We start from the raw sequence: 11,794 nt of genomic DNA on the forward strand, positions 1-11,794 counted from the left end.
AGTAAAGCCGCTATAGCTCAGTTGGTAGAGCATCTGACTTGTAATCAGAGGGTCCCGAGTTCGACTCTTGGTGGCGGCACCACTTCTTAGGAAGTTTTTAAAAGTAAACTGCGTCATGTAATGCCGCTATAGCTCAGTTGGTAGAGCATCTGACTTGTAATCAGAGGGTCCCGAGTTCGACTCTTGGTGGCGGCACCATTTACTTATAGATAATAAGTAAATCACAATTTGATTTAGCGTTAAGCCGCTATAGCTCAGTTGGTAGAGCATCTGACTTGTAATCAGAGGGTCCCGAGTTCGACTCTTGGTGGCGGCACCATTTACTTATAGATAATAAGTAAATCACAATTTGATTTAGCGTTAAGCCGCTATAGCTCAGTTGGTAGAGCATCTGACTTGTAATCAGAGGGTCCCGAGTTCGACTCTTGGTGGCGGCACCACTTACTTAATAAGTAAGTTTGGCAATAGCGTTGGATATTGTTGGGTGTGTAGCTCAGTTGGGAGAGCGTCGCCCTTACAAGGCGAATGTCGGGGGTTCGAACCCCTCCACACCCACCATCTTGCCGATGCAAAATGGCACGTCTGATGAGACGTTAAAAACAGTTGTGTTGGAGTGGTAGTTCAGTTGGTTAGAATACCTGCCTGTCACGCAGGGGGTCGCGGGTTCGAGTCCCGTCCATTCCGCCATCTTCTTCCCAGAGGATGTAAAACTAACGAGCGGGTGTGTAGCTCAGTTGGGAGAGCGTCGCCCTTACAAGGCGAATGTCGGGGGTTCGAACCCCTCCACACCCACCATCTTGCCGATGCTAAAGGCACGTCTGCTGAGACGTTAAAAACAATTGTGTTGGAGTGGTAGTTCAGTTGGTTAGAATACCTGCCTGTCACGCAGGGGGTCGCGGGTTCGAGTCCCGTCCATTCCGCCATCTTCTTCCCAGAGGATGTAAAACTAACGAGCGGGTGTGTAGCTCAGTTGGGAGAGCGTCGCCCTTACAAGGCGAATGTCGGGGGTTCGAACCCCTCCACACCCACCATCTTGCCGATGCTAAAGGCACGTCTGCTGAGACGTTAAAAACAATTGTGTTGGAGTGGTAGTTCAGTTGGTTAGAATACCTGCCTGTCACGCAGGGGGTCGCGGGTTCGAGTCCCGTCCATTCCGCCATCTTCTTCCCAGAGGATGTAAAACTAACGAGCGGGTGTGTAGCTCAGTTGGGAGAGCGTCGCCCTTACAAGGCGAATGTCGGGGGTTCGAACCCCTCCACACCCACCATCTTGCCGATGCAAAAAGGCACGTCTGATGAGACGCTAAAAACAGTTGTGTTGGAGTGGTAGTTCAGTTGGTTAGAATACCTGCCTGTCACGCAGGGGGTCGCGGGTTCGAGTCCCGTCCATTCCGCCATCTTCTTCCCAGAGGATGTAAAACTAACGAGCGGGTGTGTAGCTCAGTTGGGAGAGCGTCGCCCTTACAAGGCGAATGTCGGGGGTTCGAACCCCTCCACACCCACCATCTTGCCGATGAAAAGTGCACGTCTGTTGAGACGTTAAAAACAGTTGTGTTGGAGTGGTAGTTCAGTTGGTTAGAATACCTGCCTGTCACGCAGGGGGTCGCGGGTTCGAGTCCCGTCCATTCCGCCATTATTTTTGCTATTCAAATAATGGATGCAGTTAACGACTAAGTTTTGCACTTAGACTTAACGCAGAGTTAAACAGAGTGAAGTAGGTGACGCTTTGCAAATCTAACAAAGTACGAAAGTACATGTGACTCACTTCTCAGTTAATTCCTTTTATTTTTACTTTCTCCTCTTACTTATACTGTCATAAAGCTTTTTTTATCTTTATGTTACGTTATTTCCCAATATGTTAAATTCTCTGCTACCTTTCTATTAGTTCGTTATCTAGATGCTATTTTTTCTTGGCTGTTTTTGTTTTTTCGAATGATATTGTGTAAATATGCTATTGCGGAAGAAATACTTACTGGTAATATCAGGGTATGTGCTTCTATACTTGAAGCGTATATGTGTTTTGTAAGATCACAATATAATTCCCAATAAAAATAACAATGGAGCTTATTTATGACTACCTCCTCAAAATTCTTGTTTAGAGCAAGTCTTGTTGCGGCCTCTGTGGCAGCAGCGTCTTCTGCATACTCAGCGGGTTTTGCTTTAAATGATCATAGTGCGACAGCGTCAGGTAAAGCCTTGGGTGGTGTCGCGGCGTCTAATGCGGATATCTCTGCCAGCTTCTGGAACCCTGCGCTTTTTGTGAATGCTAAAGAAACGACTGTGTTTGTGTCTGGTGCTTACGTTATGCCGAGTATGGATGTGACGAACATTAGTGCTAATAATGCAACCGCTGCTGGTGGAACGGCTATTGCGGGTTCTACGACGAACAGTGATTCTGTTGATAATACATTTGTACCGTCGTTTTACTTTGCAAAGCCTTTGTCTGATAAAACAGTAGCGGGCATATCTTTGAATGTGCCGTTTGGTTTATCAGGCGATTATGGTGATGATTGGGCGGGGCGTTTTCATGCAACGGAAACATCACTTCAAGATATTGCCTTGAGTTTTTCTCTTGCCCATCGTATGAATGATTGGGTTTCTGTTGGTGCCAGTGTGCAAGTCCATAAAGCCGAAGTGGTTTTAGGGTCAGCTGTCGGTATTTCGGGTGTAGAGGGTGATGGGCGTATTGAAGCAGATGATACTGGTTATGGGTATAGCTTCGGTATTGCGATGGAGCCAAGAAAAGGGACTCGCCTTGGTTTGGGCTACCGCAGTGAAGTGGATTTCGACTTTAAGGGTGATGTCAAATATAAGAATGTTGCTACTTTAAATGCTAGTGCGCTTACTACTGGATATGACCTAATTGATACAACTGTATCGGATTCAATTACTTTGCCCTCTGTTCTTACTTTAAGTATGGAGCAAGATCTAACACAGAAATTGATTTTTGGATTGTCCGCTATTAGAACTGGCTGGGGATCTATGGACGGCCTGAATATCGATTTTGATAGCGCTCAACCAAATTCTGTTCTAACCTTTGGTTTCGAAGATCAGTGGATGTACTCTGCAGGTTTGACTTATGTCTATTCTGATCAGTTAACGCTCCGAACTGGTGTGGCTATGGATAATTCTCCTGTAACCGATAAATACCGCTCAGCACGTACACCTGATGGCGATCGTAAGTGGATATCCGTTGGTGCGACGTATGACTTTAATGATATGACATCGGCTACGTTCGCTTTTACTCATGTGATGATCGACGATGTGTCAGTTAGTCGAGATGGTACTGGTGAGGACCGCGCTCGTGGTAAGTTAAGTGCTGATTATAGTTCCTCTGCGAATGTTGTTTCTGTTGCGATGAACATGGCGTTCTAGCGTTTTCAGTTCACTCATTTGATTTGATTCAAAAGCCAGTGTTCTATTATGAATGCTGGCTTTTTTGTGTCTGAATTAAGAAAGGCATAGATAAACGGAAAAGGACTGATGGCGTCAGTATACCATGCGAAGTTCTTTTGCTTTGGCATTATCTTTGGCTGTCCAATCCGACATTGGTGACGGTTTGGCGAAGTAGTAGCCTTGCAGTGTATTGCAGCCGAGTGCAGCAAGAAGGTTGGCCTGCTCTTTGGTTTCTATGCCTTCAGCAATAACGGTCATACCAAGAGACTCTGCGAGCTGAATGGTGGATTTTACAATATCAACATGGCGCTGATCTCCAGGTAGTGGAGAAACAAAGCGACGATCTATTTTGAGTATGTTGGCAGGGATATCAACAAGCTGGCCTAAAGACGCTTGGCCAGTGCCAAAGTCATCTATGGCTATTGAGTAACCATATTGTGACAAACTCCTTAGGCGTTTGTGGATAAGTGGATGCGTCATAACAGAACTGGTCTCTGTTATTTCTAACTCCAACATGTCTTTTAGCCAAGGATTATCGGCAACTAGCGTCATTAACAGTGCAAAAAAAGCATCGTTCATCAATTCTTGACCGGCTAGGTTAAAAGCAATCGGAGTGTAAATGTGTTCTTTGTGCCATGAAGATAGTGTGTTAACGAGTTCTCGAACGAGATTTTCCGCAAGCAGTGGTAATAATCCCAATTTTTCGGCAATTTTAATAAAGGTGGTCGGGGGGATAAATTGCCCATCATTTTGCCAGCGAGCCAGTGCTTCAAATGAGCAAATTTGCCCGTTTGGCCTTACTTGAGGTTGCAACCATATACTAATTTGTTTGTTCTTAATGGCCGTACTAAGTTTTAGGCCGAGTTTGTGTTCTTCTATGAGCTTGTTTTCTAGGTTGCGGTTGTAATAGGAGAAACGCTCAGAGCTACTGGAGTATTCTAATGCCATTTCACAGTGTTCTAGTAGTTCCTCAGCTGTTTTACCATCCGTTTGATAGTAGGCAATGCCTACTTGGTAGTCCATATTCAATCTATTGCCGTCAACGGTTATCTGGCTAGGCAGAACAGAATGAATGAGAGCGGAGAGGTTTTTTTGAATGAGGTAAGCCTGACTCAGTGGCACGAAGCACGAAAACTTAACGCCACGTAGTCGACCAATAATGGTGTGTTCTGAGAGCTTTTTTTGCAGCATTTTGGCAAAATTGAGAATGACTTTGTTAGCATTGTCTTTACCATATTGTTTATTAAGCAGTTTGAACTGACTAATGCGTATAATGAACATGGCGCCAGTTAGATGTCGGTCTTGTTCATTAATACGTTGATTGGTTTGACTGCAAAAATGCCTGTAATTAGGCAAGAGAGTGAGTAAATCAAAATGGGCGAGGCGACTATTGGTTTGTTGTGTGCTTTCGAGTTGTTGCTGTATGGCTTTTAGTTGCGTGGTGTTTTGTAAGTGCAAAACATAGTAACCATGTTGTGTTAATGAGGCTCGACGTACCTCAATATGAACGTTGTTTTTTTGTTTTAGGGTGCATTCTACGATGTTAGATTGCCAAAAAAATTTTCCCGCTTCGCCTGTTGGAGATAGCCAATTCGCGATAGTGGAGTTGGTAACAGTATTTTCTTCCGAATCAGATAATAGCTCTCGAGCGAGTTGATTGGCTTTTAGTATTTTTCCGCGCTGGTCACAAAGTAAGGTTGGTGTGCCTGTATTCTCAAAGAACTCTTCATATAGCGCATAATTGTCATTGAGTTTTTGGTAAAGCTGTTGCATGTGCGAAGCGTTGTCTTCAAGAGTCTGAATAATACGAGAAACGGCAAGTGGCAAGCCAATATTGAGTGTGACAAAGGTGAGCAGTTGAAAGTAAAAAGACGCGGTAAGATCGGTTTGTAGGCTGCTAAGGTTGTCTGTTGTGATCAAATAAAAAGGGTATATATTGATCACCATTGCTACCAGCGAGGCTCTAAAACTAAAGAGCAGTCGTGTGATCAAGGGTAACGAATAAAGAGAGATTAGAGCGTACTTTTCAGCGTTAAATTCGTTACTTAGAGTCAACAACAAAAAGCTGCTAGTAATTAATGTAAGCAGAAATAAGATGGCGGTGAGTTGAGTGTACTTTCTACTAAAGTACAGTAAGCCAGTGAGTAAGCAGAGGTAGCCTGCGTTTATCGTTAGAAAAGACGTATCGTTAATAAAATAAAGAGTGTGCAGCTCAGAAACAGCAAAGATAAAGATAGTAAGGGCGAGTAAAATCCTTAACGCGCTTTGCTGGAAGACTTTTTCGTGTCCTTCAGCCGCTGAGTCAGAATTAAGTAAAAAATATCGCTTTAGAAAATGAATAAACATTAATCAACTTCATAATGTCAAAAAAGAAGCCGCAGTTATTTGCGGCTCTAAAATAGACATTACCTAAAAAATATAAATTTCACCATGTTAGTTTTTAATTTTTGATGAAAATTTATATATTAATGTGCCTAAAGTGGTTATCCCACTGGATGTTGGTATGATTTTTGACCATTTTACTGGTGTTTTGTACTGGGTTGCTTTTTAGTTGTGCCCCAGTGCCACTGGTTAATAGAAACTCATGGGCATTGCTTGTTGCCACAAGGCCGCAAACATCACGGCAATTTTCAACGCCTAAGAAGGTTTTCGTATCCACATGCCAATAGGCGACTAAGCCACCTCTGGGGGTACTGATAGCCAAGATATCACCAGACTTATCGAAACAAACGCTTCCACAGTACTGCTTAAAACGAATTCTAATGTCGTCCGGCATAGAAAGGTAATCCAGTTCGGGGTGCTCTAGTCGAGATAAAGCCACCAATGGAACTTGATCCCATATATCGCCTTGATACTGAAAACCCAGTGCAACCGTACCTTTTGCGTTCACATCAAGATGCCGAATACTCAATTGGTGTAATTCGTCACGATGGGAAGCTTGATTTAAAATACGACCATCTTTCAAGGAAAGGTAAGTGACATTGGGTTGCATGGTATCAAGGTTTAAAATATCTCTGTCTTCTCTTGGGTGGGTCATGAAGTCCACCGTTGGCGATAATCAACACTTGGTCATTTAAAAAAACAGACTCATGGGGGCCTATTCCATTGCTGTTGAACGATTGTAAAATGTTTCCACTTGGCCAATCCCGTATAAAGATCCTTCCTTCGCCAGTTGGATAGTAATTTTCCTGTGTGATTAGCTGAGTCCCATCAGCGGAAAACAGTGCATGACCATAGAAATGATGGTCTTTACTTGGTTCAATACGTTTTATTCTCTGGTTGCTTGATACGTCAAAGAAATCTATAAAAAAACCTGGTCGTCTACCGACAATACCAACGATGCTCTGGTTAGGGTGGACAACTGGCGCATGGGACCGATGCGGCAATGGTGCTGTCCAAAGGATCGTACCTTCATCGTTAAATAAGCCAAAAAAATGCGTATTTTTGTCGAGTGAGTAGGCTGAAGCGTATAGTGTATCGCCTGTTTTTTGCTGACTAAGAGCCGCCCACGATGATGTAGTTATAAGAGCGCCACTCAACAGTAAAAATGATCGTCTCGATAACATGCTTAATCTCCGTCCCTACTGTTAAAACCAATTTGAAAGCCAAGTTTCGTTACGAGACTGGATAAATAAGATTGGCTGTTTGAGATGGATTTTACGAGAGGTTGTGCAAGATCAAAGCGTTGCTCTTTTGTGTAGTTACCGTGAAAAAAGTCATCGGGCAACTGTAGCGCTAATTTGGTGTTTTCCGTTAACTGCTGCTCTAATTGCTCGGCCAGATTTGCATCGCTTTGTTTGGCAAGGTCAAACAAAGAAGGCGAACCCGTGTGATAAATTTCTCGGTAGGTCTGCACGTTTTTTTGTATAGCTTTCAAAGAAAGGTCGCTACGATAAAATTCAGCAAGTTTGAGATTTTCTCGGCTATTATAACCAATAGGAGTTTCAAGCTTAGCGTCTTTTACTGCCGACATGTGTTCTAGCCATTGTTGTAAAAATTGCTCTAATGCTACTTTTTCTGGATCAAAGCCCATGCCTTCTTCGTCGAATACCCAGTCTTGTGCCTTACCTTCTTGCCATTGTTTAAATACAGCTTCAGCGCTCTTTGCGTGATGTGCTGTGATTTTCTCAAGTAGCAGGCAATGGCTGGTTGATTGTACTGGCGTAAAATCAGGATGATAAAGTAGGCTTTCGATGGCTGTTAAACCTCTTACCGCTATGCTAGCGGATGTCCAAAATTTTGGCGCATCCATGACAGATGGATCTCCTTGTGCCAGCGCTCTTAACTGACGTTGAGTAACCCCTTTTTTATCTGGCCAATATTCGAAGGCGTAATAGCGCATGAAATACGTAACAGGACCGAAATTCAGCCACTGTACCTGCTGCCAGTCTTGAGCGTTGATTTTAAAGGCGGTCTTTGCTGCTTCTAATGTTTGTGCTGATGGCGAAGCACACAAGGCGCTACTAAGATCTTGTAATGACTTTGAGGACGCTGAGTAGGCTTGATAACCTTGGGTAATAACCTGAGACGTGATGCCAGTAAGAGGGCCTTCCCACGTACCGGCTGAGGCAAACAAAGGTGTAATTGTACTAATGGTGAATGCCATTAGTTTTGACAGGTGTTTCATTAGAGAGACTCCAGAAAATAAATGAGTTTGTTGCGATGCTCTTTGTGTAAGCTTTTATAAAATTCTTGACTGTCTTTGGCTTCACCGCCATGCCATAAAATGGCTTCTTCAATATTTCTCGCTCGACCATCATGAAGAAAGCCCACTCTGCCGGACACTTTTTCAGACAAGCCGATTCCCCATAAAGGTGCTGTGCGCCATTCTCTCGGACTGGCTGAAAAGCTAGGAAACCCGCTAGCAAGACCTTCTCCCATATCGTGCAGTAGCATGTCCGTAAAAGGGTAAAAGGTACGGTGGTTGAGCACAGCAAAGCTTGAATAGCCTCCAGTTTGCATTTTGGGAATATGGCAGCTGGCACAGCCACCGTCGTCAAAAAGACGTTTCCCATCTAAAAAGTCTGTGCTGGTTAGGTTTCTCATTGCAGGGGGGAGGAGAGGGAAATGAAAAGATCAACGAGTCTGGCTTGTTGCTTGTCAACTTCTAGGTTGTCTAAATGTATGCTATTACCGTTTGCGCTAGTCATGCAGTCTGTTTGGAATTCGGTACAGTCACCTGAGGCTGACGGATTTAGTGGTGTTGATAGTCCCAAATCGGTATTAAAAGCGGACTGGTTTTGCGCGCTGATATTGGCCACAGACGCCTTATAGCCAAAACGACCAATCACTTTTTCTTGGTTATTAGAGATCCAACTTACTCGGCCACTAATACCATCGTTATTTTTATCATCAGGATCAGCATTTGCCATAATCGTTTCGTCTGGAATGTTATTCAATAATCCCATTCCAACGAGGGCTGGTGATACCAACATAGTAAACCCCGTATCGGTTTCGAAATCGCCATAGTGAAGCGTATTCCAGTGCAGGTTAGGTTGTCTCAGTGTGACTTGGGTGCCATCTTTTAATGTTTCAATATGCGTGCTGTAGGTAAGAGAATAATCACCTTCAGCTAAAACGCCAAGGGTGCTTTGGCTTTGAAACTGATGGCCGTAACGTTTGTCGCCTACGTGGGGATAGATCGTGTTTTCATCCAATACGGGATAGCTCTTGCCTAGTCTAATTAAAAAAGACGGTACGGATAGGCCGCTAATATTCGCTTCTGGGGCGTGTCCTCGACCATTGTTGATGTGACAATTGTTGCAAGAACGAGTATTGAATAGAGGACCTAATCCATCGCTGGCTGTTGTCGAAGATGGGGCGGGCACCCAAAATTTTGAAAAACACCTTCACCTATATGAAATTCAAATTTGTCTTCTACTCGAATACCTGACAACGGCGTGGAATAATCACTGGCCATTGCCAGGTTCTGAAAGCTAAAAAAAGCCAGCGCACGCGCCAGCAACGAAAAACACACAAGCCTTGAAATTTGCTGTCATAAACAGACGAATACCACAACTTAATATACAGAGACCTTTACCTTACGGCAGTAAAGGTCTCATATTACACATTTTATTCATCCATGTTTTAAATGCAGAGCCGTTTTTATTGCAAGCGCATAATTAATTGCCAAAGACAGCACTTGGGTTATCCAAGCTGTCTGAACCTTCTAGTGCAATGCCTTCAAGGTTGAGTAGGTGGATAATGTCTTCGGTAGTGCGAGTTTCATCGACCAATGAATCGACAAAATTTTGCACAAGTTGGTTGCCTTTGGTGTTGTTCATGGCAATCAAGACATCAAAGGTTTGGCCTTTTTCTGCGGCATCAACCATTGCTTGTGCTGCGGCCTCAGTATCATTAAGTTTTTGCTTCATTTCGTTGTCGAGCTGTTTGTTTTGCTTAGCAACGAGGTTAGACAAAGACGCGCCTTTCACCCAGCTACCGTCGACACGCTGATATTCGCCTAAGTACGCATTTTTGATGCCTTTTGCATCATAGTAATGTGACCAATGTGTGTTATCAGAAAAACAATCGTGCTCTTCTTCAGGGTCGTGTAGCATCAAACCAAGTTTCGTTCTTTCGCCGCCCAACTCACCGTACGCAAGGCTTCCCATACCAGTAAGAATAGTCGCAAGGCCTTGCTCTGGCGTTTGCTCTAATAAAGCAACACGAGCAGCACCACCTTGTTTCCAATTGTTTGCCATTTCTTCTAAGTCTGAAATAAGCAAATCGGTAGCCGCCACTAAATAATCTCGGCGACGATCGCAGTTGCCATTTGTGCAGTTATTTACATCAAAATCCGTTGCAGGGCGTTCGCCAGCGCCTGGATTGGTGCCGTTTAGATCTTGCCCCCACAGTAAAAACTCAATAGCGTGGTAACCGCTAGCAACGTTGGCTTCTACACCATCGGCTTCCTGTAAGCTTTCGGCAATAAGCTCAGGAGTAATATTAGTGGTGTCTACTTTTACGCCACCAATGACTAGGCTAGTGGATGCGATAACATTGGCTGCGTAAAGCGGGTTTAAGTCGGATTCTGTGCCGTAGCTATCAGCTGCTACATAATCAATCAAGCCTTCGTCTAGAGGCCAAGCATTCACCTTGCCTTCCCAGTCATCTACGATCGGATTACCGAAACGGTAAACTTCACTTTGCTGATAAGGTACACGAGCAGCAACCCATGCCGTACGCGCCGCTTTTAGGTTTGCTTCATTAGGGTTGGCTAATAAGGTGTCGATAGCAGTACGCAGAGTCTGCGCTGTTGTGAGTGAATCGGTGTAAACCGCTTCGGCAATGTCTGCATAATGAACAACAACAGAATTGGCAGTAACAGTCGCAGATTCATTTTTTAGGGCAGCAGGACTGCAAGCTGTGAGCATCGCACCAGTCACACAAATTGCGATAGGGGTTAACAATCGTTTCATCTTGGAGGCTCCAATATTTTTATGTGCCAACATAGTATTAGAAATGAAAACGATTATCAACTGTGATATTTGCGCATTTTTTACAATTTATTGATTGTTTGTCATGGCACAGTCTTCAGTGGCACTGATATTGAAAGGTATTGCCAGCAGAGCTTGCTAAATCATATTCACAAGCTTTGTAGCGCATTAAGCTTTGTCCTTCCCACGAGACACTCATACTAACAGGTGACTTATTTTTGTAGCTCGGAATAAAACGATAGGCCGCGATAACTTCGATTGTGCTGTTTGGGCCTAGTTGTACAGATTGGCCGATAAGTCTCTGACGTGTTTCAGTGTTATAGAGAGTGTAGTCAGTGGTGTATTCTTGGTCGCCGTTTTCATGAGAAAAGTTTAACCAGATTTTGCGATAAGTTTGTGGTTTTTGCGTTGGATTACTAAAGCGTAACTTTGTGTAGATAATCTGTGCCCGAGACAAACTCGTTTGTGCGTTTTGGCTGACTTTGACGTAAGAGGTGCTGTCTTCTTGCCAAGGCATGTTGGTGCCAAACGATGCATCCACAATTTGAATTGTCTCTTTTGCAAAAACGGATTCTGTATATTTTAGTAGGTCTTTCACGGGGGCGTATAAAGCCAATGCAACAACACCAAATAGTGCAATTTTATGAATAGTATGAGTGGGGCTTAGTAGCTTGATCATATACACATCCTTTAAGCTATCTTTACTGTTTATTTATACAGTACTGTATATCCGAACAGTATAAGCTTACAAGTTATTTTTTCAAAAATAGTTTGCATTTTTTAAAAAAATTACTGGGATTTTGCGAATCGGCGCTTTTTTAAATTATTGAAAATAATGTTTGATTTTATATAGTTGATTGAATTTAAAGGGAATATTCATGATTCCCACAGCCTTCTTAACGGTTTCTGTGGACAAGATTTTAATTTTCTTTTTCCTAAGGATCGTTAACCAGCATTTGA

The 11,794-nt window shown here is 43.4% G+C and carries 9 protein-coding genes and 14 tRNA genes; 15 read left to right on the forward strand and 8 right to left on the reverse strand.

Annotation, left to right across the window (positions count from 1 at the left end; translation table 11 throughout):
- Nucleotides 1–6 precede the first annotated feature (6 nt).
- From ONZ52_RS22800 to ONZ52_RS22870, 15 genes are all read left to right on the forward strand, one after another.
- Nucleotides 7–82: transfer RNA gene (locus ONZ52_RS22800), tRNA-Thr, on the forward strand.
- 40 nt (nucleotides 83–122) lie between these two features.
- Nucleotides 123–198: transfer RNA gene (locus tag ONZ52_RS22805), tRNA-Thr, on the forward strand.
- Between the two features lie 45 nt (nucleotides 199–243).
- Nucleotides 244–319 (forward strand) — tRNA-Thr (locus tag ONZ52_RS22810).
- Nucleotides 320–364: 45 nt separating this feature from the next.
- A tRNA-Thr gene (locus ONZ52_RS22815) sits at nucleotides 365–440 on the forward strand.
- Between the two features lie 42 nt (nucleotides 441–482).
- Nucleotides 483–558 (forward strand) — tRNA-Val (locus ONZ52_RS22820).
- A gap of 52 nt (nucleotides 559–610) precedes the next feature.
- A tRNA-Asp gene (locus ONZ52_RS22825) sits at nucleotides 611–687 on the forward strand.
- Between the two features lie 32 nt (nucleotides 688–719).
- Nucleotides 720–795: transfer RNA gene (locus tag ONZ52_RS22830), tRNA-Val, on the forward strand.
- Nucleotides 796–846: 51 nt separating this feature from the next.
- Nucleotides 847–923: transfer RNA gene (locus ONZ52_RS22835), tRNA-Asp, on the forward strand.
- Between the two features lie 32 nt (nucleotides 924–955).
- A tRNA-Val gene (locus ONZ52_RS22840) sits at nucleotides 956–1,031 on the forward strand.
- Nucleotides 1,032–1,082: 51 nt separating this feature from the next.
- Nucleotides 1,083–1,159 (forward strand) — tRNA-Asp (locus ONZ52_RS22845).
- A gap of 32 nt (nucleotides 1,160–1,191) precedes the next feature.
- A tRNA-Val gene (locus ONZ52_RS22850) sits at nucleotides 1,192–1,267 on the forward strand.
- Between the two features lie 52 nt (nucleotides 1,268–1,319).
- Nucleotides 1,320–1,396, forward strand: a tRNA-Asp gene (locus ONZ52_RS22855).
- A 32-nt stretch (nucleotides 1,397–1,428) separates the two neighbouring features.
- A tRNA-Val gene (locus ONZ52_RS22860) sits at nucleotides 1,429–1,504 on the forward strand.
- Nucleotides 1,505–1,555: 51 nt separating this feature from the next.
- Nucleotides 1,556–1,632 (forward strand) — tRNA-Asp (locus ONZ52_RS22865).
- A 437-nt stretch (nucleotides 1,633–2,069) separates the two neighbouring features.
- A complete protein-coding gene (locus tag ONZ52_RS22870) occupies nucleotides 2,070–3,374 on the forward strand; it encodes an OmpP1/FadL family transporter (protein WP_265220887.1) in 1,305 nt (434 codons plus the stop codon).
- Nucleotides 3,375–3,488: 114 nt separating this feature from the next.
- Here the strand turns inward: ONZ52_RS22870 and ONZ52_RS22875 are convergent, their stop codons facing one another.
- The 8 genes from ONZ52_RS22875 to ONZ52_RS22910 form a co-directional block, all read right to left on the reverse strand.
- Nucleotides 3,489–5,741, reverse strand: coding sequence for a GGDEF domain-containing phosphodiesterase (locus ONZ52_RS22875; protein WP_265220888.1), 2,253 nt, complete (start codon nucleotides 5,739–5,741; stop codon nucleotides 3,489–3,491).
- A 112-nt stretch (nucleotides 5,742–5,853) separates the two neighbouring features.
- A complete protein-coding gene (locus ONZ52_RS22880) occupies nucleotides 5,854–6,432 on the reverse strand; it encodes a DUF1513 domain-containing protein (RefSeq protein ID WP_265220889.1) in 579 nt (192 codons plus the stop codon).
- Nucleotides 6,392–6,961, reverse strand: a complete 570-nt coding sequence (locus ONZ52_RS22885; RefSeq protein ID WP_265220890.1) for a DUF1513 domain-containing protein — start codon at nucleotides 6,959–6,961, stop codon at nucleotides 6,392–6,394. Before ONZ52_RS22885 ends, ONZ52_RS22880 begins: the two co-directional genes overlap by 41 nt.
- Before the next feature lie 2 nt (nucleotides 6,962–6,963).
- The gene (locus ONZ52_RS22890; RefSeq protein WP_265220891.1) at nucleotides 6,964–8,022 is read right to left on the reverse strand and encodes an imelysin family protein; all 1,059 of its coding nucleotides are present in this window, start codon (nucleotides 8,020–8,022) and stop codon (nucleotides 6,964–6,966) included.
- Complete coding sequence (locus tag ONZ52_RS22895; RefSeq protein ID WP_265220892.1) at nucleotides 8,022–8,441, reverse strand: di-heme oxidoredictase family protein; 420 nt, start codon at nucleotides 8,439–8,441, stop codon at nucleotides 8,022–8,024. Before ONZ52_RS22895 ends, ONZ52_RS22890 begins: the two co-directional genes overlap by 1 nt.
- Nucleotides 8,438–9,223, reverse strand: a complete 786-nt coding sequence (locus ONZ52_RS22900) for a di-heme oxidoredictase family protein (RefSeq protein ID WP_265220893.1) — start codon at nucleotides 9,221–9,223, stop codon at nucleotides 8,438–8,440. Before ONZ52_RS22900 ends, ONZ52_RS22895 begins: the two co-directional genes overlap by 4 nt.
- A 294-nt stretch (nucleotides 9,224–9,517) precedes the next feature.
- On the reverse strand, nucleotides 9,518–10,816 hold the full coding sequence (locus ONZ52_RS22905) for an imelysin family protein (RefSeq protein ID WP_265220894.1): 1,299 nt from the start codon (nucleotides 10,814–10,816) through the stop codon (nucleotides 9,518–9,520).
- 115 nt (nucleotides 10,817–10,931) lie between these two features.
- Nucleotides 10,932–11,513 carry a hypothetical protein gene (locus ONZ52_RS22910; protein WP_265220895.1) on the reverse strand — a complete coding sequence of 194 codons (582 nt, stop codon included), beginning with the start codon at nucleotides 11,511–11,513 and terminating at the stop codon, nucleotides 10,932–10,934.
- Nucleotides 11,514–11,794 lie beyond the last annotated feature (281 nt).

This window comes from Marinomonas rhodophyticola (assembly GCF_026113935.1).
Taxonomy (GTDB): Bacteria; Pseudomonadota; Gammaproteobacteria; order Pseudomonadales; family Marinomonadaceae; genus Marinomonas; species Marinomonas rhodophyticola.

What these genes read in the sequence shown, in the direction of transcription:
- ONZ52_RS22870 (WP_265220887.1), top strand. Translation starts at nt 2,070, where the DNA reads ATGACTACCTCCTCAAAATTCTTGTTTAGAGCAAGTCTTGTTGCGGCC.
- ONZ52_RS22875 (WP_265220888.1), bottom strand. Translation starts at nt 5,741, where the DNA reads ATGTTTATTCATTTTCTAAAGCGATATTTTTTACTTAATTCTGACTCA.
- ONZ52_RS22880 (WP_265220889.1), bottom strand. Translation starts at nt 6,432, where the DNA reads ATGACCCACCCAAGAGAAGACAGAGATATTTTAAACCTTGATACCATG.
- ONZ52_RS22885 (WP_265220890.1), bottom strand. Translation starts at nt 6,961, where the DNA reads ATGTTATCGAGACGATCATTTTTACTGTTGAGTGGCGCTCTTATAACT.
- ONZ52_RS22890 (WP_265220891.1), bottom strand. Translation starts at nt 8,022, where the DNA reads ATGAAACACCTGTCAAAACTAATGGCATTCACCATTAGTACAATTACA.
- ONZ52_RS22895 (WP_265220892.1), bottom strand. Translation starts at nt 8,441, where the DNA reads ATGAGAAACCTAACCAGCACAGACTTTTTAGATGGGAAACGTCTTTTT.
- ONZ52_RS22905 (WP_265220894.1), bottom strand. Translation starts at nt 10,816, where the DNA reads ATGAAACGATTGTTAACCCCTATCGCAATTTGTGTGACTGGTGCGATG.
- ONZ52_RS22910 (WP_265220895.1), bottom strand. Translation starts at nt 11,513, where the DNA reads ATGATCAAGCTACTAAGCCCCACTCATACTATTCATAAAATTGCACTA.